Annotated in this window: 23 protein-coding genes and 2 tRNA genes; 13 read left to right on the plus strand and 12 right to left on the minus strand. The window is 60.2% G+C overall.

The window, feature by feature from the left end:
* Positions 1–25: 25 nt before the first annotated feature.
* Together KZO83_RS14175 and thiI are read right to left on the minus strand one after the other, a co-directional pair.
* Positions 26–418 (minus strand): gamma-glutamylcyclotransferase family protein, encoded by a 393-nt coding sequence (locus KZO83_RS14175; protein WP_247621251.1) that lies wholly within the window; start codon positions 416–418, stop codon positions 26–28.
* 30 nt (positions 419–448) lie between these two features.
* Entirely contained in the window at positions 449–1,939 is a 1,491-nt protein-coding gene (gene thiI / locus KZO83_RS14180) for a tRNA uracil 4-sulfurtransferase ThiI (RefSeq protein WP_247621252.1), read from the minus strand.
* Positions 1,940–2,053: 114 nt separating this feature from the next.
* Between thiI and KZO83_RS14185 the strand changes: the two genes are divergently transcribed.
* The 5 genes from KZO83_RS14185 (at position 2,054) to dcd (ending at position 5,837) form a co-directional block, all read left to right on the plus strand.
* The gene (locus KZO83_RS14185; RefSeq protein ID WP_247621253.1) at positions 2,054–2,785 is read left to right on the plus strand and encodes a glutathione S-transferase; all 732 of its coding nucleotides are present in this window, start codon (positions 2,054–2,056) and stop codon (positions 2,783–2,785) included.
* A 140-nt stretch (positions 2,786–2,925) separates the two neighbouring features.
* Positions 2,926–3,636 carry a DUF3581 family protein gene (locus KZO83_RS14190; protein WP_178997303.1) on the plus strand — a complete coding sequence of 237 codons (711 nt, stop codon included), beginning with the start codon at positions 2,926–2,928 and terminating at the stop codon, positions 3,634–3,636.
* Positions 3,637–3,706: 70 nt separating this feature from the next.
* Complete coding sequence (locus KZO83_RS14195; RefSeq protein WP_418904313.1) at positions 3,707–4,159, plus strand: tellurite resistance TerB family protein; 453 nt, start codon at positions 3,707–3,709, stop codon at positions 4,157–4,159.
* A gap of 166 nt (positions 4,160–4,325) precedes the next feature.
* A complete protein-coding gene (gene apbC / locus KZO83_RS14200; RefSeq protein ID WP_247621424.1) occupies positions 4,326–5,126 on the plus strand; it encodes an iron-sulfur cluster carrier protein ApbC in 801 nt (266 codons plus the stop codon).
* Positions 5,127–5,270: 144 nt separating this feature from the next.
* The gene (dcd, locus tag KZO83_RS14205; RefSeq protein WP_040241625.1) at positions 5,271–5,837 is read left to right on the plus strand and encodes a dCTP deaminase; all 567 of its coding nucleotides are present in this window, start codon (positions 5,271–5,273) and stop codon (positions 5,835–5,837) included.
* A gap of 123 nt (positions 5,838–5,960) precedes the next feature.
* Here dcd and purN read toward each other — a convergent pair whose 3' ends face one another.
* Both purN and purM read right to left on the minus strand, forming a co-directional pair.
* Positions 5,961–6,698, minus strand: a complete 738-nt coding sequence (purN, locus tag KZO83_RS14210; protein WP_247621254.1) for a phosphoribosylglycinamide formyltransferase — start codon at positions 6,696–6,698, stop codon at positions 5,961–5,963.
* Positions 6,695–7,774 carry a phosphoribosylformylglycinamidine cyclo-ligase gene (gene purM / locus KZO83_RS14215; RefSeq protein ID WP_247621255.1) on the minus strand — a complete coding sequence of 360 codons (1,080 nt, stop codon included), beginning with the start codon at positions 7,772–7,774 and terminating at the stop codon, positions 6,695–6,697. Before purM ends, purN begins: the two co-directional genes overlap by 4 nt.
* Before the next feature lie 182 nt (positions 7,775–7,956).
* Here purM and KZO83_RS14220 point away from each other — a divergent pair, with 182 nt between their 5' ends.
* Together KZO83_RS14220 and hda are read left to right on the plus strand one after the other, a co-directional pair.
* Positions 7,957–9,048, plus strand: a complete 1,092-nt coding sequence (locus tag KZO83_RS14220) for an AI-2E family transporter (protein WP_178997309.1) — start codon at positions 7,957–7,959, stop codon at positions 9,046–9,048.
* Positions 9,045–9,743, plus strand: a complete 699-nt coding sequence (hda, locus tag KZO83_RS14225) for a DnaA regulatory inactivator Hda (protein ID WP_178997311.1) — start codon at positions 9,045–9,047, stop codon at positions 9,741–9,743. Before KZO83_RS14220 ends, hda begins: the two co-directional genes overlap by 4 nt.
* 9 nt (positions 9,744–9,752) lie before the next feature.
* On the opposite strand, the gene KZO83_RS14230 is transcribed toward hda, so the two are convergent.
* Positions 9,753–10,178: a secondary thiamine-phosphate synthase enzyme YjbQ gene (locus KZO83_RS14230; RefSeq protein WP_247621256.1), complete on the minus strand. Its 426-nt coding sequence runs from the start codon at positions 10,176–10,178 to the stop codon at positions 9,753–9,755.
* 180 nt (positions 10,179–10,358) lie between these two features.
* Here KZO83_RS14230 and KZO83_RS14235 point away from each other — a divergent pair, with 180 nt between their 5' ends.
* Positions 10,359–11,738 (plus strand): class II fumarate hydratase, encoded by a 1,380-nt coding sequence (locus KZO83_RS14235; protein ID WP_247621257.1) that lies wholly within the window; start codon positions 10,359–10,361, stop codon positions 11,736–11,738.
* A gap of 99 nt (positions 11,739–11,837) precedes the next feature.
* Here KZO83_RS14235 and KZO83_RS14240 read toward each other — a convergent pair whose 3' ends face one another.
* The 3 genes from KZO83_RS14240 to KZO83_RS14250 form a co-directional block, all read right to left on the minus strand.
* The gene (locus KZO83_RS14240) at positions 11,838–12,941 is read right to left on the minus strand and encodes an endonuclease/exonuclease/phosphatase family protein (RefSeq protein ID WP_247621258.1); all 1,104 of its coding nucleotides are present in this window, start codon (positions 12,939–12,941) and stop codon (positions 11,838–11,840) included.
* A gap of 130 nt (positions 12,942–13,071) precedes the next feature.
* Complete coding sequence (gene glpD / locus KZO83_RS14245) at positions 13,072–14,577, minus strand: glycerol-3-phosphate dehydrogenase (RefSeq protein ID WP_247621259.1); 1,506 nt, start codon at positions 14,575–14,577, stop codon at positions 13,072–13,074.
* Between the two features lie 129 nt (positions 14,578–14,706).
* Positions 14,707–15,471, minus strand: coding sequence for a DeoR/GlpR family transcriptional regulator (locus tag KZO83_RS14250; RefSeq protein WP_178997320.1), 765 nt, complete (start codon positions 15,469–15,471; stop codon positions 14,707–14,709).
* 357 nt (positions 15,472–15,828) lie between these two features.
* On the opposite strand from KZO83_RS14250, the gene KZO83_RS14255 reads away from it, so the two are divergent.
* A tRNA-Val gene (locus tag KZO83_RS14255) sits at positions 15,829–15,905 on the plus strand.
* A gap of 117 nt (positions 15,906–16,022) precedes the next feature.
* Positions 16,023–16,099, plus strand: a tRNA-Val gene (locus KZO83_RS14260).
* Positions 16,100–16,165: 66 nt separating this feature from the next.
* On the opposite strand, the gene KZO83_RS14265 is transcribed toward KZO83_RS14260, so the two are convergent.
* From KZO83_RS14265 to KZO83_RS14280, 4 genes are all read right to left on the minus strand, one after another.
* A complete protein-coding gene (locus tag KZO83_RS14265; protein WP_247621260.1) occupies positions 16,166–16,639 on the minus strand; it encodes a GAF domain-containing protein in 474 nt (157 codons plus the stop codon).
* 80 nt (positions 16,640–16,719) lie between these two features.
* Entirely contained in the window at positions 16,720–17,547 is an 828-nt protein-coding gene (locus tag KZO83_RS14270; RefSeq protein WP_247621261.1) for a MetQ/NlpA family ABC transporter substrate-binding protein, read from the minus strand.
* Positions 17,548–17,671: 124 nt separating this feature from the next.
* Positions 17,672–18,325 carry a methionine ABC transporter permease gene (locus tag KZO83_RS14275; protein WP_178997325.1) on the minus strand — a complete coding sequence of 218 codons (654 nt, stop codon included), beginning with the start codon at positions 18,323–18,325 and terminating at the stop codon, positions 17,672–17,674.
* A complete protein-coding gene (locus tag KZO83_RS14280; protein ID WP_178997327.1) occupies positions 18,306–19,349 on the minus strand; it encodes a methionine ABC transporter ATP-binding protein in 1,044 nt (347 codons plus the stop codon). Before KZO83_RS14280 ends, KZO83_RS14275 begins: the two co-directional genes overlap by 20 nt.
* Positions 19,350–19,816: 467 nt before the next feature.
* On the opposite strand from KZO83_RS14280, the gene KZO83_RS14285 reads away from it, so the two are divergent.
* The 3 genes from KZO83_RS14285 to gpt all read left to right on the plus strand — a co-directional run bounded on the left by KZO83_RS14285 (position 19,817) and on the right by gpt (position 21,652).
* On the plus strand, positions 19,817–20,431 hold the full coding sequence (locus KZO83_RS14285; protein ID WP_247621425.1) for a riboflavin synthase subunit alpha: 615 nt from the start codon (positions 19,817–19,819) through the stop codon (positions 20,429–20,431).
* A gap of 123 nt (positions 20,432–20,554) precedes the next feature.
* The gene (locus KZO83_RS14290; protein ID WP_040241597.1) at positions 20,555–21,100 is read left to right on the plus strand and encodes an adenine phosphoribosyltransferase; all 546 of its coding nucleotides are present in this window, start codon (positions 20,555–20,557) and stop codon (positions 21,098–21,100) included.
* 63 nt (positions 21,101–21,163) lie between these two features.
* Complete coding sequence (gene gpt / locus KZO83_RS14295; RefSeq protein WP_075370279.1) at positions 21,164–21,652, plus strand: xanthine phosphoribosyltransferase; 489 nt, start codon at positions 21,164–21,166, stop codon at positions 21,650–21,652.
* Positions 21,653–21,655: the final 3 nt, after the last annotated feature.

Raw genomic sequence — 21,655 nt, forward strand, 5'->3', positions numbered from 1 at the left:
GATGACACATCGGTAAGGGTAACGCTCAGGACGTGCTTGGCCAGCCGCCGGTACGGATGGCCGGGCACCCCGTGACATCGAGATTGTAGAGATAAAGCCAGGCGGGGCCGAAGGCGGTGTGATGAATGATGCGGTCGTAGGTCCCATTGCGCGGTGCGCGCACGCGATAGTCCTCGAGTTGGTCGAGGTTGCGTAGCCCTTGCGCATCGACCCGATAGAGTTCCACGTCGATACCGTGGGAGGGCTCCGCCTTGGCGCCGGGGCAATGCCCTAGATCGTAGAGAGTGACATGACGGAGCGTATCCGCACCGATGAAGTCGGCGCCGGCGAGCCAATGATGATTGCGCAGGCCCCGCTTGAGCGTGCCGTACACGGCGACCAGCGGCGTGTGACGAATGGCGAGAACCGGTGAGTGCATGACAACCCTGTGGTGACGACGAATGACGGTTTAGCGCTCGGTGCTGCGGTTGCCGCGATAGACGATGAAATTCGTCAGCCCCTGGTCGGCGAGCCGCAGCGCCTGCATCTTGCTCATGATGCCCTGATCGCAATAGAGCGCGTAGCGTCGATGCGATGGCAGGTGCGCGGCGCGTTCGCCGAGCTCGAAGAACGGGATCGTCAACGACTCGCTCTGTGGCAGATTCAACGGCGCTGCATCGCGCTCATCGGGATGGCGAATGTCGATGACTGTGACGTCACCGGCCTCGCTCAGCGCTTCGGCACTCTCGATGACGGGCACGTCGAGCGTGCGCGGGGCGGGCGTGTCGAGCAGGCGGTCCACCCGCGTCTGGCGGGTGGCTTCGAGTGCCGCCTCGAGCACGTCCATATCGAAGTCGGCCTCTGCGGCGTCGGCCTGGCCGGGTCTGGGGCGTGTATTGGGACGTTGCGAGATCGTGCCGCAATACTCCGGCAAGCGCTCGGCATGGGCGGCGGTGCCGATGCGGCGCGCATCCTCGATGATGGTCTGCTTATCGTCGGCGATGAGTGGGCGTAAAACGGGCCGCTCACTGACCGTGTCGATGAGTCCCAGGTTGACCAGGCTCTGACTGGACACCTGCGCCAAGGCATCGCCGGTGACGAGTGCTGAAATGCGCGCGCGTGCCGCGACGCGATTGGCAGCTCTCAGCATCATGCGCTTGAGCACGACGCCTGCCAGACCGGCGGGCACACGGCGCTGGATTTCATTGAGCACACCGTCAAAAGGCACACTGATGAAGTAGGCATGGTGCGATGCACTGTAGCCTTGCCACACCTGATGCACGACCTCACGTACGGCTTGCTCGTGTTCCGGGCCGCCGAGATTGAAGAACAGGTAATGCGTCTTGAGCCCGCGCCGGATCAAGCGCCAGGCCGCCACCGGCGAATCGTAGCCGCCCGAGATGAGTGCCAGTGCCTGGCCTTGAGTACCCAGCGGATAACCGCCCAGGCCGGGCAAGCGGCGGGTCACCAGGCGCAGGTGCTGATCCTGCAATTCCAGCGTGACATCCACCTCCGGGTGTGAGAGGTCCACTTTGGCGTCCGGGCTGGCATCGAGCAGCGCGCCGCCCAGGTAGCGCTCGAGGTCCGCCGACGTGAAGTCGTGCTGTCCGCGGCGTTTGACGCTGACGCGAAACCGGCGGCCGGCCAGCGGCGCTCGCCACAGCGCTACCAGGCGTTCAGCGGTGTCGGCGAAGGAGGCGAAGGTATGCACGTCGATCACCAGCACCTCGTGGATGCCGGGCACGCACGATAGCGTTGCTTCCAGGCGCTCGCGGGTAGCATCGTCGATGGCGTGGCGGACCCGCACCTCCAGTGCATCCCAGCAGTCGGCGATCCGCACATCCGGGACCAGCGGCGTCAGGATGTTACGCAGGTTGGTGCGCAGACAACGAACCATCTGCTTACGCACGGGGCGGGACTTGATGGTGATCTCGGGGAAAAGCTTGACGCGATACCGCATATGTCTCGTGACGAGTGCTAGTGAAGGCGCGCATGGTAGCAATCCGGCACTTGCCTCGCCAGTCACTCCGGCGGGGCTGCTACGCTGAATCCGTATATCTTGAGGAGACCTCTCATGCAATACGAGCTGTATTATTGGCCGGGCATTCCCGGGCGCGGTGAATATGTGCGCTTGGCGCTCGAGGCGGCGGGGGCCGACTACGTCGACGTGGCGCGTGAACGTGAGGATGGCGTGAGCGCAATCGGCGATCTGCTCGAAGGTGAGGCCGCGCCATTCGAGGCCTATCCGCCTTTCGCGCCGCCGATTCTCAAAGCTCAGGAGCGGCTCGTGTCGCATGTCGCCAATATCCTGCGTTTCCTGGGGCCGCGGCTCGACCTGGTACCGGACGACGAGGCCAGCCGTGATTGGGTGCATGGCTTGCAACTAACGATGACCGACTTCATCGCCGAGATTCATGATGTACATCACCCCATCGGCAGTTCGCTGTATTACGAAGAACAGCAAGACGAGGCGCGCCGGCGTTCCCATGTATTCCGGCAGGAGCGACTGGGCAAGTTTCTCGGATACTTCGAGGATGTTTTGGCACGCAATCCGGCTGGCAAGAGATATCTCGTCGGCGATGCCTTGAGTTATGTCGACCTCTCGCTTTTTCAAACCGTCAGTGGCCTGCGCTACGCCATGCCCCGTGCGATGGCGGCACAGGCACCCTCGATTCCCGGCATTATGGCCTTGAGCGAGCGTGTGTCGGCATTGCCGCGTATCGCCACCTATCTCAGGTCCGCTCGACGCCAAGCGTTTAACGAAGACGGCATTTTTCGCCATTATCTTGAGCTAGATGCCGATTGAGCGCTCGATGTTATCGTCTGGTGGCGCTATGTTGAGAAATGTGTGCGGGGTCCGCGCCCGAGCGCCAATGAATTTGATACCATCTTGGCGTTCGTGATCCGCGCCGTGGTGGGCGCTTCTTGATGGGCAGGGATAAGCGCATGTTTCTCGACGACTTTCACACCGTTACCGATGATCGGCTATGTATTACGGCCGAGCAGGCAAGCCGTTTCGCCAAGTGTATCGCTGGCGATTACAATCCCATTCACGATGCGGATGCGCGGCGCTTCTGTGTGCCGGGCGATCTGTTGTTCGCCTTGGTGATGGCACGTTTTGGCCTGGCGCAACGCATGACCTTCCACTTCAAGGGCATGGTCGGTGACAGCGTACCTCTGTGCTTCGCTCAGCACGGCGATACCGTCCAAGTAACCGATGCCAATGGCAAGGTGTATCTTGAGGTCGAGCGCGGCGGGGATATTACCCACGACGCTGGCATCATCGAGGCCTTTACGCGCCGTTATGTGGCCTTTTCGGGGCGCAATTTCCCGCATTATCTCAAACCGCTGATGGAAGAGCAGGGAGTTATGTTCAATCCCCAGCGACCATTGGTGATCTATGACAGCATGGGCTTCTCGTTGTCGCGGCTGGACGTCGCCGAGGCCGGCGTGGCCTTTGCCGGCGCGACGCTGGATGTCAGCGGCAAGCGAGGCGATGCCTTGCTGCAATTCAAGATGACCGACGGCGACACGGCCATTGGTCATGGCTCCAAGAAGTTGGTGGTCAGCGGGCTGCGTGAGTACGATCCGCCGGTGATGGACGCCTTTGTGGAGAAGTTCATGAACCTCAAGGCGCATTACGCCACGGCTGAGTGAGTCGCCAGATGCAACCCTTGCACGCAGAAGGTGTCACAGGCCACGTCATCTTTTGTTATAGGAGCATCCCTTGAGTATCGAAGGCATTCAGCAATTCTTTCAACGCATGTTGGAGTCTCCGCAAGCGGCGCGTCGGCAGGTGACGCTGGAACTGGCGGTAGCCGCCCTGTTGTGCGAGATCATGCGTGCCGATTACGAACACGACCCACGCGAAAGGGCCATGCTGCAGGAGCTATTGACCACACGCCTGACGATTGCCCCGGACGACGTCGATGAATTGATGTCGTTGGCCGAAACCGAAGTCGAACAGGCCGTTGACCACTATGAATTCGTCAGGCTGATTCGCGAGCAGTACGGCTACGAAGACCGCGTGGCGCTGGTAGCGCAGATGTGGCAATTGGCCTTTGCCGACGGCGAACTCGATGCCTTGGAAGAGCACCGCGTCCGGCGTCTCGCCGATCTCCTTTATGTCAGTCACAGCGATTTCATTCGTACCAAGCTCGAGGTCATGCCTGAGAGTTGAGACGACACGCCTAGCCTGTGTGTCGCGTCCCCCGGAAGTGCCTGGCGAAAAGTTGACTGAAACGCTTGGGTAAGTGCCATCGCGGGACGTTATACTGGGCGTATCGAGCTGTCAGCCTGGCTGGCGCACCGCAGATGAGCATATCGTGGAAAGGAGAGTTGATGTGATCGAAGGCGTGAAGCATATCGTCGCCGTGGCGTCGGGCAAGGGGGGCGTGGGCAAGTCCACCGTGACCGTCAATCTAGCCCTGGCGATGGCCGCCGAGGGTTACCGAGTGGGCTTGCTCGATGCCGATATCTACGGTCCCAGCCAGGCGCAGATGCTGGGGATCGCGCCTGGGGTGCGGCCGCAGCCGGCGGGCGAAAATGCCTTCAAGCCGTTGGAGGCTCATGGTCTGCAGGCGATGTCGATGGCGTTCATGGTGGATATCGATGAACCCATGGTTTGGCGCGGCCCGATGGTTGCGGGGGCTTTCCAGCAGTTGCTCAATCAAACCGCCTGGAAAGATCTCGATTACCTGTTCGTCGATATGCCACCGGGTACCGGCGATGTGCAGCTGACCCTGGCGCAGAAAGTGCCGGTAAGCGGTGCGGTGATCGTGACTACGCCTCAGGACATCGCGTTACTCGATGCCAAGAAGGGCATTGAGATGTTCCGCAAGGTCAACGTGCCGGTGCTGGGCGTCGTCGAGAACATGAGCCAGCATGTCTGCTCGCAGTGTGGCCACCAGGAGCCGATCTTCGGTAGTGGTGGCGGCGAGCGCATTGCGGAGCAGTACCAGACCCGGCTATTGGGTCAACTGCCCCTCGACGGCGCGATTCGCGAGCAGGTCGACGGCGGCAAGCCCAGTGTGATCGCTGACCCTGAAGGCAACGTCGCGCAGACGTTCCGTCAGGTGGCGCGCTCCGTGGCCGAGGGGATCGACGCGCAGTCCGACGAGTCGCCGACCATCAGCTTTGGTGAGTGACGTTCGTCACCTAACGTTTGCGTGACGCGATGGGGCCGTTATCATAACGGCCCCCTTTGTTTGCAAAGACCGAGTGTTCACAGACCAAGCGTTCGCGGAGACGACCCGATTTCATCGCGACAGCGTACTGAGCAGGAAACTTCAATGAGCATCAAATCCGACAAATGGATTCGGCGCATGGCCGAGGGCCAGGGCATGATCGAGCCGTTCGAGGCGGACCAGGTTCGTTACGTGAACGAGCAGCGAGTGATTTCGTATGGAACCTCCAGCTACGGGTATGACGTGCGCTGCGCCGATGAATTCAAGGTGTTCACCAATATTCATTCGGCCGTGGTCGATCCCAAGGGGTTCGATGAGAAGAGTTTCGTCGACGTCAAAGGCGACGTCTGCGTGATACCGCCCAACTCTTTTGCCTTGGCGCGCACCGTGGAATATTTCCGGATCCCGCGCAGCGTGTTGACCATTTGCCTGGGCAAGTCGACTTACGCGCGTTGTGGCATCATCGTCAATGTCACGCCATTGGAACCTGAGTGGGAAGGACACGTCACGCTCGAGTTTTCCAATACCACCAACCTGCCCGCGCGCATCTATGCCAATGAAGGCGTGGCGCAGATGCTGTTCCTGGAATCCGACGAGGTCTGTGACGTGTCCTATAAGGACCGTGGCGGCAAGTACATGGGGCAGCGTGGCGTGACGCTACCGAGGACGTAAGCAGCGAGCTACGGGCAACGGGCCACGAGCAGCGAGCCAAAATGCTGCCGAAGCCCGAAGCCCGAAGCCCGAAGCCCGAAGCCCGAAGCCCGAAGCCCGAAGCCCGAAGCCCGAAGCTGGGTTCTACCCTTCCTCGTCGAGCTCTTCCGCGGCGTCTTCATGCGACATCCGCAGTCCGGTGGGCGGTAGCGGCATGCCGTCGAACTGAGCGCCGTTTGCCCCCAGGCTCAAGCGGCCTTCGAGGAACCAGCGCACGGCGATCGGGTAGATCAGGTGCTCGCGGGCATGGACTTTCTCGATGACCTGCTCGGCGGTAGCGCCGGGGTCGACCCTGAGCGCGGCCTGCAAGGCCACTGGCCCGCCATCGAGTTCCTCGGTGACGAAGTGCACGCTGGCGCCATGCTCCGACACGCCATCGGCCAGGGCGCGGGTATGCGTGTCCAGCCCTGGATAATCCGGCAACAGCGAAGGGTGGATATTGAGCATACGGCCGGCATAGCGATGCACGAATGTCGGGGTAAGAATGCGCATGAACCCCGCAAGCACGATCAAATCCGGGGTGTGGCGGTCGATGACCTTGATCAGCGCGCGGTCGTAAGCCTCGCGGTCGTCGTACTCGCGATGCGGTAGCACGACGGAGTCGACACCGGCTTCCTTGGCGCGGATCAGGCCGTAGGCATCGCCTTGATTGGAGATCACGGCAACGATCTCGCCGCCGAGCTCGTCGTGTTGTTGTGCGTCGAGTAGCGCCTGCAGGTTACTACCGTTACCGGAGATCAACACCACGACGCGACGTTTCTCGGCCGGTTCCGCTTCGAAGTTGTTCCCTTCGGAGGTGTCGGCTTGGGTCGTAGCATTCATGAGCGGACATTCTCCAGACGAACTTGTTCTTCCTCACCTTGGCGCGCGACGATGTCGCCGAGACGATGCACCGTCTCGCCGGCGGCCTCGAGCGTGGCCTGAGCGTGTTCGGCCTGCGCTGCAGAGACGACCACGACCATGCCAATGCCGCAATTGAGCACGCGATGCATCTCGTGCTCGTCGACGTTGCCTTCACGTTGCAGCCAGTCGAAGACCGTAGGACGCGTCCAGCTTGCGGCGTCGATGCGCGCGGTGAGCGTTTCGGGCAGCACGCGGGGGACGTTCTCGAGCAGGCCACCGCCGGTGATGTGCGAGAGGGCGTGTACGGCCACGTCGCTGTCCTTGATCAACGACAGCAGTGGCTTGACGTAAATGCGTGTCGGTGCCAGCAAGGCGTCACGCAAGGTCACTCCGTCGATGTCGGTGTCAAGGTTGGCCTGGCTCACGTCGAGGATCTTGCGGATCAGCGAGTAGCCATTGGAGTGCGGGCCGGAGGCGGCGAGCCCGAGCAGCACATCCCCTTCGGCGACGCGACTGCCATCGAGGATCTCGGATTTCTCGACGACGCCGACGCAGAAGCCGGCCAGGTCGTAGTCGCTGCCCGCGTACATGCCGGGCATTTCGGCGGTCTCGCCGCCGATCAGTGAGCAGCCCGCCTGGGCGCAGCCTTCGCCGATACCGGTGACGACGTCGGCGGCAATCTCGACATCCAGCTTGCCAGTGGCATAGTAGTCGAGGAAGAACAACGGCTCGGCGCCGGCGACGACCAGGTCGTTGACGCACATGGCCACCAGGTCGATGCCGATGGTGTCATGCTGGCCTAGGTCCATGGCCAGGCGTAGCTTGGTGCCCACCCCATCGGTGCCGGACACCAATACCGGCTCACGGTAGCCGCTAGGTAATTGGCACAACGCGCCGAAGCCGCCCAGGCCGCCCATTACTTCGGGTCGGGAGGTACGTTTGGCGACCCCCTTGATACGTTCGACGAGCGCGTTGCCGGCGTCGATGTCCACGCCAGCATCCTTGTAGCTGAGAGATGCGCGGGGAGAAGTGGGCGTGTCCGAACTGCGAGTCATGGGCATTCCTGTCAACAGTGTGCCGATCGCGGGGCGATCGAGCGAAGCCGATGGCGCCGCCTGGCGCCCGAGGCCAGGGCGGTATAAGGGAAGCCCATATTGTAGCATTGCCCCACGGGAGGCGCATCGCCCGCGCAGGCGTGTAGAATCGAAACCAAAAGGGTTGGGAGATACGTATCGCAATGACACGCATACAAGTGTGGGGCCTTCTGGGCGCGGCGGGATTGATCTGGTTGCTCGTCTTGCTGGAGCCCATCTTGATGCCGTTTTTCGTCGGCATGATATTGGCTTACCTAGGTGATCCGGTGACCGACTGGCTGGAGGCGCGTGGTTTGTCGCGCCGGCTGTCGGTGAGCGTGGTATTTCTCGTCTTGGCACTGTCCATGGTCGTGGCGTGCCTGATTCTGATTCCCTTGCTGGGGCGCCAACTGGCGCAGTTGGTCGAATCCTTCCCAGCCATCTTCAACTGGGTACAGTCGGTGGTACTGCCGGAGGTCCAGGCCGTGACGGGAGTGGACCTTAGCGCTGATTTCGATCAACTGCGCGGCACCTTGATGGAGAACTGGCGCGAGACTGGCACGGTGGCGGCGGCGGTTCTGGCCCAGGCATCCAAGTCAGGCATGGCGTTTGCCGTGTGGATGGGCAATCTGGCGCTGATTCCCGTGACGACTTTTTACTTTCTGCTCGACTGGGATCGGCTCAAGGCACGCTTGCGCGATTTGCTGCCGCGTCACGTCGAGCCAACGGTCACGCGCCTGAGCCATGAATGCGACGAGGTGTTGTCGGCCTTTCTGCGCGGGCAGTTGCTGGTGATGCTCAGTCTGGCGGTGATCTATGCGACGGGGCTGAGTCTGCTGGGCTTGCGGTTTGGCCTTTTGATCGGCTTGGTGGCGGGGCTGGCTAGTATCGTACCCTACTTAGGCGTGATCGTCGGCATCAGTGTGGCGGCGTTGGTGGCATTCTTCCAGTTCGGTGAATGGCTGCCGCTGCTCGGTGTGGCCGTGGTCTTCGGCATCGGTCAACTCGTCGAAAGTACCGTGCTGCAACCGATATTGCTCGGTGACAAGATCGGCTTGCATCCCATCGCAGTTATCTTTGCCGTGCTCTCGGGTGGGCAACTGTTCGGTTTTACCGGCATTCTGCTGGCGTTGCCGGTCGCCGCTATCGTCATGGTAGTATTGCGTTACCTTCATGAGCGCTATAAAAACAGTCGCTTATACGATACATCCCGCCACGCTGGCGCCTTGCACGAAGGCGATGAGGAAAGGCCATGACTGGGTCCGCGCAGTTGCCACTGGGAGTGGGGCTGAGTGACGATGCAACGTTCGCCAACTTTCATGCGTCGAGCAATGCGCCATTGCTCGAACGCTTGCGCGGCCAGCTCGACACGGACGGTGAGCCGTTTCTGTTTCTGTGGGGCGCTCCAGGCAGCGGGCGCAGCCACCTGCTGCAAGCCGCCTGTCACGAAGCCGGCGACCGGGGAGGACGTGCCTTGTATCTCCCCTTGCGCGACCTGGGCCACTTTCCACCACATATGCTCGAGGATCTCGAACGTCTGGACCTAGTGGCGATCGACGATCTCTCTACGGTGCTCGGGCGTAAACGCTGGGAAGAGGGGCTGTTTCATTTCTTCAATCGCATGCGCGATGCCAACAAGCGCTTGGTAATCGCCGCCGAGGCCGCGCCGCGCCAGTTGCCGACCGTTTTGCCCGATCTCGCCTCGCGCTTGAGCTGGGGCGTGACCTTCCATGTTCAGTCGCTGGACGACAGTGGACGCTTCGAGGCCTTGCAGTTGCGCGCACGGGTGCGCGGCATGCAGCTTCCCGATGAAGTCGCGCGCTACATTCTGCATCGAGGCCCGAGACAGCTTTCCGCGCTATTCGATGCCCTCGCTCGTCTCGATCACGCCTCGCTTTCCGCTCAGCGCAAGCTGACCATTCCCTTCGTCAAGCAGGCACTGGGTTGGTAATAGCCCAAGTCATGCGTCGTCGCCGTTGAGGGTGGCGAGAATGCGGCGTGGCCCACCGTGCTGACGATGCTCTCCTAGCCATATGCCTTGCCAGGTGCCGGTGGCGAGTCGCCCCGACTCGACGGCCAGCGTTAGCTGCGTGCCGAAGAGGCTGGCCAATACGTGCGCCGGCATGTCATCGGGCCCTTCCAGCGTGTGATGCATGCCCTCGATGCCTTGAGGCGCGAGTCGTTCGGCATAGAGGGCCATGTCATGGCGCACGTCAGGATCGGCGTTTTCATTGAGAGTGAGCGACGCGGACGTATGCAGCAATTGTAGGTGCAGGAGCCCGAGGCGAACGGAAGCGAGCGCCGGAAGCTGGTCGGTGATGTCGTCGGTGATGAGATGAAAGCCCTGACGGCGTGGACTCAGGGTCAGCGTGGAGCGATGCCACATGATGGATTCTCCCGAGAGGTAATGCCGATGCCTTGAAAGGTGCTATCGGCAGCACAATTTCACATTGATAGTCGCCGGGCTCATGCGCGCCAGAGAGGCGACCGTCATGATCGTCGATAGCGACGGATATCGCCATGATGGGGCGCGTGCACGGTAGTCTCAACCGATCAGGAGGGTGTGATGAGCGAGACACGCATTGAACGCGACAGCATGGGGGAGCTCGAGGTCCCCGCCGACGCACTGTATGGCGCCCAAACCCAGCGTGCCATCAACAATTTTCCCATTAGTGGGCAGCCCATGCCCGCTGCGTTCATTCAGGCAGTGGCACGTGTCAAGCTGGCGGCGGCGAACGTCAATCGTGATCTTGGCCTGCTCGACACCCCGCGCGCGGATGCGATCATCAATGCGGCCCAGCGTCTCGTCGATGGTGAGCATGGCGATCAGTTTCCGATCGATGTCTTCCAGACGGGGTCGGGCACATCGACCAACATGAACGTCAACGAGGTGATCGCTCATCTCGCCAGCGAGAGCGGCACTGAGGTCGGCCCCAATGACCATGTCAACATGGGGCAGTCGAGCAATGACGTCATCCCTACCGCTTTGCATCTGTCGGCGGCGCTGGAGGTCGATAAAACGCTGCTTCCCGCCCTGCGTCATCTGCAGTCGGCCATCGATACCAAGGCACACGAGGTGGATGACGTCGTCAAGACAGGGCGTACCCACCTGATGGATGCCATGCCGGTGCGTATGGGTCAGGAGCTGGGTGGTTGGTCCAGTCAGGTCGCTCAGGCCATAGAACGCCTGGAAGACACTCAGCAGCGGCTGGCACGTTTGGCGCTCGGCGGCACGGCAGTGGGCACCGGAATCAACGCCCATCCCGAGTTCGCTGAACGGGTTGCCAAGGCGCTCAGCGAGCAGACGGGACTCAACCTACGCCCCAACGATAGCTTCTTCGCCAGCCTGGGCTCCCAAGATGCCGCCGTCGAACTGACCGGTCAGCTACGTACCTATGCCTGCGCGGTGATGAAGATCAGCAATGATCTGCGTTGGATGAACTCGGGCCCCTTGGCGGGGCTGGGCGAGATCGAGCTCGAGGCCTTGCAGCCAGGTAGCTCGATCATGCCGGGTAAGGTCAATCCGGTGATTCCCGAGGCAGCGGCGCAGACCGCAGCGCAGGTGATCGGGCTGGATAGTGCGATCACGGTGGCGGGGCAGAGCGGCAACTTCCAGCTCAACGTCATGCTGCCGCTGATTGCCTCGAATCTGCTGACGTCGCTTTGCTTGATGTCCAGCGCCAGCACCTTATTGGCGGATCGTGCCATCGCTACCTTTAACGTGCGTCGCGACAATATCGAGGCGCCACTGTCTCGCAACCCTATCCTGGTGACAGCACTCAACTCAGTGATCGGTTATAACGCCGCAGCGCAAGTCGCCAAGAAAGCCTATCAGGCAGGGCGACCGATCATCGACGTGGCCGAGGAAGAAACCGATTTGTCCCGCGAGGAACTCGAACGTCTGCTCGATCCCACGCAATTGACACAGGGCGGGATCCCCGAATGACGTGAAAAACGGCAAAGGTGACCTATCTTGGGCGCCCTTACGGGCGCCCATTTTATGTAGATCACCGCACTTTGCTGTCTCGATGGGGCACAGACGGGCTCAATCGTCGTCCTTGATGGGCTCCTCGCCACGCCGGTCTTGAGCTTCTTCGATGGTTTCCTCGGCGTCCTGTCGTTCTTCGCGATCCGCGTCCGGGCTGTCGTTTTCATTGGCACGTGCCGGCCGATAACGAAAGGTCGTGAGAATGGGAAAGTGGTCGGAGCCGAACGCCGAGAGGCGTCGAAGTGCGACCAAGGTGAAGTGCTCGCTGACGAAGACGTGATCCAGCGGCCAGCGTAACCAACGATGCTCGGCGTGGAAGGTGCTATATAACCCGCGTCCTTGGCGAGGGTCCAGCATGCCGCTGATGCGACAGAACAGGCGTGTCGTTTTCGACCATGCCACGTCGTTGAGATCGCCGGCGACCAGCGTGGGTTGATCCGAATCCCGCACCGTCTGACCGACGAGCAACAACTCGGCATCGCGCCATAGTGATTCATCGCTTTCGCCGGGCGCCGGGGGGCGTGGATGTACGGCATGGAAGCGCACATGCTCGCCACCAGGCAGCTCGAACCAGCCGTGTATCGATGGGATGTCGTCTTGAATCAACCACTCGACATGCGGTTCATGCAGTGCGAGACGCGAATACAGGTGCATGCCGTAGAGATTATCGAGAGGAATCTTGACGGTATGCGGGTGGCTCTCGCTCAGCGCCTCGTCGAGGCGCTCTTCCCACCAGGCGTCCGATTCCAGGGTCAGCACGATGTCGGGGTCGGCCTCGTGAATCTGGCGCATCAGCGATGTAGCCTGGCGGTTGGGCGTGAGCACGTTAGCGACCAGCAACGAGAACTGACGTGAGGCGTCCTCGCCTTCGGCATCCACTACCTGGCGTGTCGCCAGCGGTGTCCAGGGAAAAATGCGCGTGCCTTGCATGCCGAGTACGATCAAACTCGCGATTGCGCCCATCCATCCCAGTGACGACCAAGGCAGCACACCCAACAAGGCAATGAAAATCACGGCGGCGAGTGCCGCCAGTTGCAGACGTGGAAAGTCGAAACCGCGCACCCACCAGTAGCGTAAATTAAGCCATGGAATGGCGGTGGCAATAAACGCGATGAGCGCGAGCAGGGCAAGCACTATCTCGACGACATATTCAATCATCATGGCCTCGTTCCGGCGGCGCCGACCCCTGGCTCCATGCCGGGGCGTTACCGTCCATGGTCAGCGTGGAGATCGAGCGTAGCACCCTAACTGGTGGTGAGGCCAAGCTAAAACATGTCAGTCAACCGCCTCGTCAGGCCGCATGTCCTTGGCAATGACGATTGAGATAGGCGTTCAGGCGCTGATGTTGTTCGGTCGTGAAACGCAGGCCCAGCTTGGTCCGTCGCCACAGGATGTCGTCCGGTGAACGAGCCCACTCCTCACGCACCAAGTAGTCGACTTCGGCCTGTGAGAGGTCTGCGCCGAAGGTTTCACCAAGCTGTTCTTCGCGGCTGGCGCCATGCAGGAAGCGCAGGCATAGCGTGCCATAACTCGAGGCCAGGCGCCGTGCCCGTGCTTCACCCAAAAACGGATAGTCGCGGACGAGTTGCATGGCAAATGCCTCGCGCGAGTCGATATCCCCACCGGGGAGCGATGCCTCGGCGGTCCAAGGCGCTCCTATCTCGGTGAAGTAGGGCTTCAGTTGATCGAGGGCGGCTTCGGCCAGTTTGCGGTACGTGGTGATCTTGCCCCCGAAGACTGACAGCAGCGGTGCACCGCGTGCGTCGAGATCGAGCGTATAGTCGCGGGTCATCGCGGAGGGGTCGGCGGATTCGTCATCGCACAACGGCCGCACTCCAGAGAAGGTGGTGACGATGTCCTCGTGAGAGAGCGTCTGGGTGAAATGCTGATTGACGACGTCGAGCAGGTAGTCGATTTCCTGACGGCTTGCATTGACCTGGGCGGGATCGCCTTGGTAGCGCACATCGGTCGTGCCGATCAGGCTATAGTCCTGCTGATAGGGCAGCACGAAGACGATGCGACGATCCTGATTCTGAAGGATATAAGCGCGCTCGTCGGTATTGAGACGCGGCACGACGATATGGCTGCCTTGGATCATGCGAACGCCGTAGCGCGAATCGCGATGGGCGTTTTCGCGTACTACCTGCTCTACCCAGGGCCCGGCCGCGTTGACCAAGGCGCGCGCGTATCGTATATGGCGCCTGCCCGTAGTGACATCTTCCAATGTGATGTGCCAGAGGCCGTCTTCTTCCTGCGCCCCGACGCAACGACTTCCCACTTGGATATCGGCGCCGTTTTCGCGCGCTTGCATGGCGTTGAGCACGACGAGCCGGGCATCATCTACCCAGCAGTCGGAATATTCAAAACCGCGCTTGATATCTGGTTTGAGGGGGCTTTGGGCGTCAAATCGCAACCCTTTTGAAGCGGGAAGGCTGGCACGCTGGCTGAGATGGTCGTAGAGAAACAGGCCGGTGCGGATCATCCAGGCCGGACGTAAATGCGGCTGGTGCGGAAGAATGAAGCGCAATGGCCAGACGATATGCGGCGCCTTGCGTAACAACACTTCACGCTCGTGCAGCGCTTCGCGCACCAGGCGAAACTCTCGATGCTCAAGATAGCGCAGGCCACCATGGATCAGTTTGCTGCTCGCCGAGGAGGTCGCGTTGGCGAGATCGCGTTGCTCGCTTAGGGCGACGCGCAAGCCTCGGCCGGCAGCATCATTGGCGATACCGGTGCCGTTGATGCCACCACCGATGACGAAAAGATCGAGTATGTCCTGTCGGGGGGAGGCGTTCATGGCAAGCTCCGCAAGGTTGGTTTCGCAGGTCGATTGTTCGAATATGAAAATAGTGTAGTCGAAAACGAACATCAAGTCGACGAAACGAACACGGCGCCACCGAGTGACGCCGTAAGCGGGGCAAGCCGATCAGGCGTCGGCGATATGTAGTGTTACATCATATTCGCGTAGCAGACGCAGGATGCCGTCGGGGGGGTGGCGGTCCGTGAACAAAGCGTCGATCTGCGATATGTTGCCCTGGCGCACCACGGCATTGCGGTGGAATTTGGAGTGATCGGCGGTCAGGAAGACCTGGCGCGAGTTACGGATGATGGCCTGGGCGACACGGACTTCCTGATAGTCGAATTCGAGCAACGAGCCGTCATCGTCGATGCCACTGATGCCGATGATGCCGTAGTCGACCTTGAACTGATTGATGAAGTCGATCGTGGCTTCGCCGATGATGCCGCCGTCGCGCGAGCGTACCTGACCGCCAGCGATGATGACGTTGAAGTCCTCCTTGTGCTGAAGGATCGCCGCCACGTTGAGGTTGTTGGTAATGACCTCTAGGCCCTGGTGGTCGCGTAGTGCCTCGGCGACCATTTCATTGCTGGTGCCAATGTTGATGAATAGGGAGGCGGAGTCAGGAATCTGTGCGGCGACGCATTCAGCGATGTGCTGTTTGGCATCGGCATTGAGTGTCTTGCGCGTATGGTAAGCGGTGTTGACGGTACTCGATTCGAGGCCGGCGCCACCGTGCACGCGCTTGATCGCGCCTTCGTCGGCCAATTGGTTGAGGTCGCGACGAATCGTCTGCGGCGTGACGGAAAAATGCTGTGTGAGCTGCTCGATAGAGGCGTATCCCTGATGCTTAACCAGGGTGACGATGGCGTCGTGGCGATCTTGTTGTGTCATTGAAGGTTCCGTTACCTGGCGAGTAAAACGGCCGATGAATGAGCCATGTCGTGTGGGTAGACGCGAACGATGCACAGGCGGTGCAGTGCAGGCTGGAAGGCTATGTTAAACCATGCACTAGTGCGGAAAAAGCCATTATGGATTGTTGCAAAACGAAAGTAGACATCAGCTTTATTCACTAAACGAACTTTTATAAGCAGCCATTGAAATATGCCGTTGCTCGCGTCAAGCGTTTGAACCTTGGCGAATTTTTGGGTTGGGGCTTGCAATTTTCTACGGTCTGCGTAAAATGCGCATCCGTTGCCAAGGCGAGAGTTGGCAACGGCAGTAAAGGCAGTGCCAAAGCTTGTGAAAAATAGGACCGTAGCTCAGTTGGTTAGAGCGCCACGTTGACATCGTGGAGGTCAGCGGTTCAAATCCGCTCGGTCCTACCAAGTGCTTAATGCCAGCAGTATTCAATATCGGTACCGTTTGGCATAATCAGCGTTTGACATGCTCAGTACTTAGCGTCGAAACGCTGCCAGCAAGCAATTTGGCAGACCCCGATTTGCAGGACCGTAGCTCAGTTGGTTAGAGCGCCACGTTGACATCGTGGAGGTCAGCGGTTCAAATCCGCTCGGTCCTACCAGAATATTGAACGCCCCCGCTGTTGTTGCAGCGGGGGCGTTTGCGTTCGGGCCTCGTGCCGCCGAGCTTATCCAGTCACGCTGGGTGTGGAGAGGTCGCTGGCGGCGATGAAAATGTCAACCAAGCGCTCGATTCCGCGTTGGTCGTCTTCGCTGAAGCGCTCGGGGCGCGGGCTATCGAGATCCAGCACGCCCCAGAGCTCGCCGTCATGCACGATGGGCACTACCAATTCCGAGCGCGATGCGGCATCGCAGGCGATGTGGCCGGGAAAGGCATGGACATCCGCGACACGTTGCGTGCGCCGTGTCGTGGCAGCGGCACCGCACACGCCTTTGTCGAATGCGATGGGGTTGCACGCAGGCAGCCCTTGAAAAGGGCCTAGGATCAGAGTGCGAGGCTGGCGTTGTAGATAGAAGCCGGCCCAGTTCAGGTCGGTGATCTCGTGCTTGAGAAAGGCGCAGGTCTGTGCCGCGTTGGTCAGCCAGTCGCGTGTGTCCAGCAGGGTTTCTAACTGACGGGCGAGCAGGGCGTAGTCACTCATGATCTCTCCAGGTGGATGAGGATGATAACGAAAAGGCCGGCCCCACGGGGCCGGCCTGTCGAACGAAGCGGAAAGGACGGTTACTTCCAGCCGGGAACCGCGGCGCCCTTGAACAGTTCGTCGGCCTTATCGATGACCGCTTGCGACTGATACGCCTTGACCAGGTTCTGGATCGCCTCGTCATCCTGCTTGCCTTCGCGCGTCACGATCAAGTTGACGTACGGCGACTCGGGACCTTCCTTGATCAGCGCGTCATCGAGGCTGAGGCCCGCCGGCTGGGCGAAGGTATTGTTGATGAAGGCTAGGTCGACATCGGGCAGCACGCGCGGCAATTGCGCGGCTTCGATCTCGCGGAACTCATAGTCATGCGGGTTGTTGCTGATATCCACCGGTGTCGCTTCGAGATTTTTCGGATCGTCGAGCTCGAGCAGTCCTTCATTGTGCATCAGAATCAGCGAGCGCCCCTCGTTGGAAGGGTCATTGGGCAGTGCGATGGTAGCCCCGTCGGGTACATTAGCGATGTCGTCGTAGCGTTCGGAATATGCGCCGATCGGGTAGACGAAGGTCTTGCCGGCGATGGTGAAATCGTAACCGCGATCCTCGACCATACTATTCAGGTACGGCTCATGCTGGAAGGCATTGGCATCCAGGCTGCCGTCGGCGAGGGCGGCATTGGGTGAGACGTAGTCGGTGAACTCGACGATTTCAACATCGAGGCCGTATTCGTCCTTAGCGATTTGCTTGGCGACTTGCATGACGTCCGTTTCCGGACCGGCCACGGTGCCTACCTTGATCGACTGCGTCTCGGCATCGTCGCTGCCGCAACCGGCGATCAGGCCGGCGCCCAGTAGTGCCGCGGCACCGAAGAGACGCACGGGGTGTAAGGCTTGGGCCAGAGTATCGTTCATTGTGTGAGCTCCTTGAATGAGGCGTTGCCGCCGGATGCACGATGGTTCCCGAAAAGCATTTATGCTTTTTTGAGTATAAAAGTGTTGCCTATTATAGCTTTACGTTTACCCACTGACCACGCACTCATTTGTGGTCGGCCTTGCGTACGAGACGATCACCAAGGCTTTGAAAGCCTTGCACCATGACCACCAGTATCGCCACCGTGATGAGCATGATCAGCGGTTCGAAACGGTTGTAGCCGTAACGAATGCCCAGGTCACCCAGGCCACCACCACCGACGGCACCGGCCATGGCCGAGTAGCTGACCAGCGTGACCACAGTGATAGTAAGGCCGTTGATGATGCCGCCCTTGGCTTCCGGTAGGAGCACCTTGGTGATGATCTGTAGCGGGGTGGCGCCCATCGCTTGGGCGGCTTCGATGAGTCCCGGTGGAATCTCGTTGAGGGCGCCTTCGACCAGGCGTGCGACGAAGGGAATCGCGGCGATGATGAGCGGTACGATGGCGGCGTTGGTGCCGATGGAGCTGCCAACGACGAGGCGCGTGAAAGGGATGATCGCCACCATGAGAATGATGAAGGGAATCGAGCGGCCGATATTGGTGACGATTCCCAGTACGCGTTGGGCGGCTGGCTGTGCGAGGATCTGTCCCGGCCGCGTGACATAAAGCAGAACCCCGAGGGGGATACCGATCACGGCCGAGACTGCACCTGACAGGGCGACCATATAGAGGGTATCGAAAGTGGCCTCGAGAATCAGTTCAAGCATTGCGCTGGACATGGCCGAGTACCTCTACATTGATATCGTGGGATTCGAGTTGCGAGAGCGCTTGTGACGTCGTCTCGGGCGTGCCGATGAGCTCGGCGATCATCAGGCCTAGCGTGCGCCCCTGGATCGACTCCACTTTGGCTTGCAGGATGCTGACATCGACGCCGCTATCGCGTGCCAGGCGCGAAATGAGCGGCGTGGCGACATTGGCGCCAGAAAACGCCAGGCGTACCACGGGATGTGTATGCTCGCCGGGGGCTTCCTCAAGCCGCTCGACCAGCGCCTGCGGTGGCTCGAGCTCGAGAAAGGCGTTGAGAAAATCGCGTCCCAGCCGTGTGGCCGGTGCGGTGAAGAAATCGCCGACGTCGGCTTCTTCCACTAGTTCGCCATCCGAGATCAGGCCGACACGGTGGCAGATGCTCTTGACCACTTCCATCTCATGCGTAATGAGCAAAATGGTCAGCCCCAGCTTACGGTTGATGTCCTGCAGCAGCTCGAGGATCGAGGCCGTCGTCTGTGGGTCGAGGGCGGACGTCGCCTCATCGCAGAGCAACACCTTGGGACGGCTGGCGAGGGCGCGTGCGATGGCTACACGCTGTTTCTGCCCCCCGGAGAGTTGCGCCGGGTATTGCGTGGCCTTGTCGGTTAGGCCCGTGAGATCGAGCAACGGCCTGATACGCTCGCGAATCTCGCCTTTCGATACGCCCATCAGCTCCAGCGGCAGCGCCACATTGTCGAAAACCGTGCGCGAGGCGAGTAGATTGAAATGCTGGAAAATCATGCCGAGCTGATGGCGCGACTGCCGCAGAGCTTCGCTGTCCTGCTGGGTCAAGTCCTGGCCGTCGACGATGACATGGCCCTCGGTCGGGCGCTCGAGGAGGTTGACGCAGCGAATCAGCGTCGACTTACCCGCGCCAGAGAGGCCGATCACGCCATGGATGGCGCCCTTCGGGACTTCCAGGTCGATATTTTTGAGGGCATGGACCGCCGTGGGGCCAGCCCCATAGGTTTTGGAGACACCTTCGAGTTTGATCATCGTCTTCGTTTGGGTCGATGCGTTGGGACGTCATGGCCAGTGGCACGCCAGCGACCGTTGGGGATCGAAGCTTGTATGCCTGGAGTGGCGTCGCATGTGGCAAAACCCAGCATTATAACGAGACTGGACTGCCTATGTGGCGGGATTTGTAGGCTGTGGCCATAAAAAAAGGCCACCCAGGCGGGTGGCCATCAACGCTGGACACACCCTTTTAGCGGTATTTCCCGGGACATGCCCGGGCGCGCCCGCAATCTGGGTACAAATCGGCGCTCAAGAAGTCGCGAATTCTAGTGAGCGCTTCGATACCTGTCAATGTCTCTAGGCCAAGTGTCGGCAATCAAGGGATTGATTTAGAAAGATCGCCTGTTTTTAGGGGTTTGAAAGGTATAGGTGCCTGACGATGGGCGTCGATGGGTCATGATAGAATGATGCCTATCGAGCGTGACAGCATTGGTCAAGGAGTCGAGATGTTTACCGGTATCGTGCAAGGCGTGGGGACGGTGGTAGCCGTGGAGGAGGAAACGCAGTTCCGGCGCCATGTCGTGACGTTTCCCGAGGGCATGGCGGATGGGCTCGAAACCGGTGCCTCGGTGTCGCACAACGGGTGCTGCCTGTCGGTGACTCGCATCGAGGGCGATCGAGTGTCCTTCGACCTGATGCGTGAAACATTGCGCCTCACTAACCTGGGGGCGCTAAGCGTTGGCGATCACGTCAATCTCGAGCGTGCTGCACGCATCGGTGACGAAATTGGCGGCCATGCGATGTCCGGCCACGTTATCTGTCAAGCGGCCCTGGATGAACTCGAAGAAGCGCCGAACAATCGTCGCCTATGGTTTGCGTTGCCCGACGAGCATGCGCGGTTCTTGTTCGAAAAAGGCTATATTGGCGTCGATGGCATCAGCTTGACGATCGGCGCGCTCGAAGGTGGGCGTTTCTGTGTCGACCTGATACCCGAGACATTGATGCGCACAACGTTGGGTGAGCGCATGCTTGGCGACTGGGTCAATATCGAGATCGACCCGCAGACCCAGGCCATCGTCGAAACGGTCGAGCGGGTCATGGCGGCGCGAGGCACGGTATGAAATTGCACAAAAATCGAGGTGCTGACGCCTACCCTCGATTCCTGGCGTTGCATTGGGTACCATTTGCGGCTTTGTCCGCTGCCCGTCGCGGCTAAACCGCGTGCATTGCTGATGGAGCCTCAGATGAGCATTTATGGCGATTATATAAAGTCGGTCATTCGCACCGTCCCCGATTGGCCCCAGCCGGGCGTCAATTTCCGTGATATCACGCCGGTTCTGCAAAACAGTGCCGCTTTCCGCAAGCTCATCGATAGCTTCGTGCATCGCTATCAGGAGCTCAACCTGGATGCAATTGCTGCTATCGACGCGCGCGGTTTCATTATCGGGGCACCGGTCGCCTATGAGCTCGGCTGTAGTTTCGTGCCGGTGCGCAAGAAAGGGAAGTTGCCGTTCAAGACCATCAGCGAAACCTATACGCTGGAATACGGTGAGTCGACCGTCGAGCTGCATTCCGATGCTTTTCGCGAAGGCGACCGTATCCTGGTGATGGATGACTTGATCGCTACCGGTGGCACCATGCTGGCGGCGGCCTCGCTGATCCAGCGCAGCGGCGGACATGTGGTCGAGACCGCTGCGATCATCGACCTTCCTGAACTCGGCGGCGCGCAGAAGATCCGCGATGCCGGCCATGGCGTGTTCGCCGTTTGTACTTTTACCGAACACGAATGACGAGCGTGGGCGCGTTGCCGTTACGCGCCCTGTAGCCCCTATATTCCCCCGTGTGGTCTTCCCATGAGTACCGATCGCTATCATCAGCAGTTCACCGTTTCCTGGGACCAGTTGCATCGTGATGTGCGTGTCCTGTGTCACCAACTTGTCGAGCGAGACTTTAAAGGCATCGTCGCGATTACCCGTGGCGGCTTGATTCCCGCTGCATTGATTGCACGTGAACTCAACGTGCGGCTGATCGATACCGTGTGCATCAAGAGTTACGAGCACAAGGAGCAGGGGGGCCTGAACGTCATGAAGGGCGTCGATCATGATGGCGATGGCTGGTTGCTGGTCGACGACTTGGTGGATACTGGCAAGACGGCGCAGGCGGTGCGCGAGATGCTGCCCAAGGCGCATTTTGTGACTATCTATGCCAAGCCGGAAGGTCGCCCGCTGGTCGATCAGTGCTTGACCGAAGTCGCGCAGGATTGCTGGATTCAGTTCCCCTGGGACATGGGTATTGCCTATGTCGAGCCGTTGGTCGACCAGGTGCGTTCGCGCGATTCATGAGTT

Origin of the sequence: Chromohalobacter moromii (genome assembly GCF_023091865.1) — a bacterium.
GTDB lineage: Bacteria > Pseudomonadota > Gammaproteobacteria > Pseudomonadales > Halomonadaceae > Chromohalobacter > Chromohalobacter moromii.

What these genes read in the sequence shown, in the direction of transcription:
- KZO83_RS14220 (WP_178997309.1), top strand. Translation starts at nt 7,957, where the DNA reads ATGACACGCATACAAGTGTGGGGCCTTCTGGGCGCGGCGGGATTGATC.
- KZO83_RS14265 (WP_247621260.1), bottom strand. Translation starts at nt 16,639, where the DNA reads ATGAGTGACTACGCCCTGCTCGCCCGTCAGTTAGAAACCCTGCTGGAC.
- KZO83_RS14240 (WP_247621258.1), bottom strand. Translation starts at nt 12,941, where the DNA reads ATGATGATTGAATATGTCGTCGAGATAGTGCTTGCCCTGCTCGCGCTC.
- KZO83_RS14235 (WP_247621257.1), top strand. Translation starts at nt 10,359, where the DNA reads ATGAGCGAGACACGCATTGAACGCGACAGCATGGGGGAGCTCGAGGTC.
- KZO83_RS14285 (WP_247621425.1), top strand. Translation starts at nt 19,817, where the DNA reads ATGTTTACCGGTATCGTGCAAGGCGTGGGGACGGTGGTAGCCGTGGAG.
- gpt (WP_075370279.1), top strand. Translation starts at nt 21,164, where the DNA reads ATGAGTACCGATCGCTATCATCAGCAGTTCACCGTTTCCTGGGACCAG.
- KZO83_RS14175 (WP_247621251.1), bottom strand. Translation starts at nt 418, where the DNA reads ATGCACTCACCGGTTCTCGCCATTCGTCACACGCCGCTGGTCGCCGTG.
- glpD (WP_247621259.1), bottom strand. Translation starts at nt 14,577, where the DNA reads ATGAACGCCTCCCCCCGACAGGACATACTCGATCTTTTCGTCATCGGT.
- KZO83_RS14250 (WP_178997320.1), bottom strand. Translation starts at nt 15,471, where the DNA reads ATGACACAACAAGATCGCCACGACGCCATCGTCACCCTGGTTAAGCAT.
- KZO83_RS14185 (WP_247621253.1), top strand. Translation starts at nt 2,054, where the DNA reads ATGCAATACGAGCTGTATTATTGGCCGGGCATTCCCGGGCGCGGTGAA.
- thiI (WP_247621252.1), bottom strand. Translation starts at nt 1,939, where the DNA reads ATGCGGTATCGCGTCAAGCTTTTCCCCGAGATCACCATCAAGTCCCGC.
- KZO83_RS14280 (WP_178997327.1), bottom strand. Translation starts at nt 19,349, where the DNA reads ATGATCAAACTCGAAGGTGTCTCCAAAACCTATGGGGCTGGCCCCACG.
- KZO83_RS14290 (WP_040241597.1), top strand. Translation starts at nt 20,555, where the DNA reads ATGAGCATTTATGGCGATTATATAAAGTCGGTCATTCGCACCGTCCCC.
- dcd (WP_040241625.1), top strand. Translation starts at nt 5,271, where the DNA reads ATGAGCATCAAATCCGACAAATGGATTCGGCGCATGGCCGAGGGCCAG.
- KZO83_RS14230 (WP_247621256.1), bottom strand. Translation starts at nt 10,178, where the DNA reads ATGTGGCATCGCTCCACGCTGACCCTGAGTCCACGCCGTCAGGGCTTT.
- hda (WP_178997311.1), top strand. Translation starts at nt 9,045, where the DNA reads ATGACTGGGTCCGCGCAGTTGCCACTGGGAGTGGGGCTGAGTGACGAT.
- purM (WP_247621255.1), bottom strand. Translation starts at nt 7,774, where the DNA reads ATGACTCGCAGTTCGGACACGCCCACTTCTCCCCGCGCATCTCTCAGC.
- KZO83_RS14190 (WP_178997303.1), top strand. Translation starts at nt 2,926, where the DNA reads ATGTTTCTCGACGACTTTCACACCGTTACCGATGATCGGCTATGTATT.
- KZO83_RS14270 (WP_247621261.1), bottom strand. Translation starts at nt 17,547, where the DNA reads ATGAACGATACTCTGGCCCAAGCCTTACACCCCGTGCGTCTCTTCGGT.
- KZO83_RS14275 (WP_178997325.1), bottom strand. Translation starts at nt 18,325, where the DNA reads ATGTCCAGCGCAATGCTTGAACTGATTCTCGAGGCCACTTTCGATACC.
- purN (WP_247621254.1), bottom strand. Translation starts at nt 6,698, where the DNA reads ATGAATGCTACGACCCAAGCCGACACCTCCGAAGGGAACAACTTCGAA.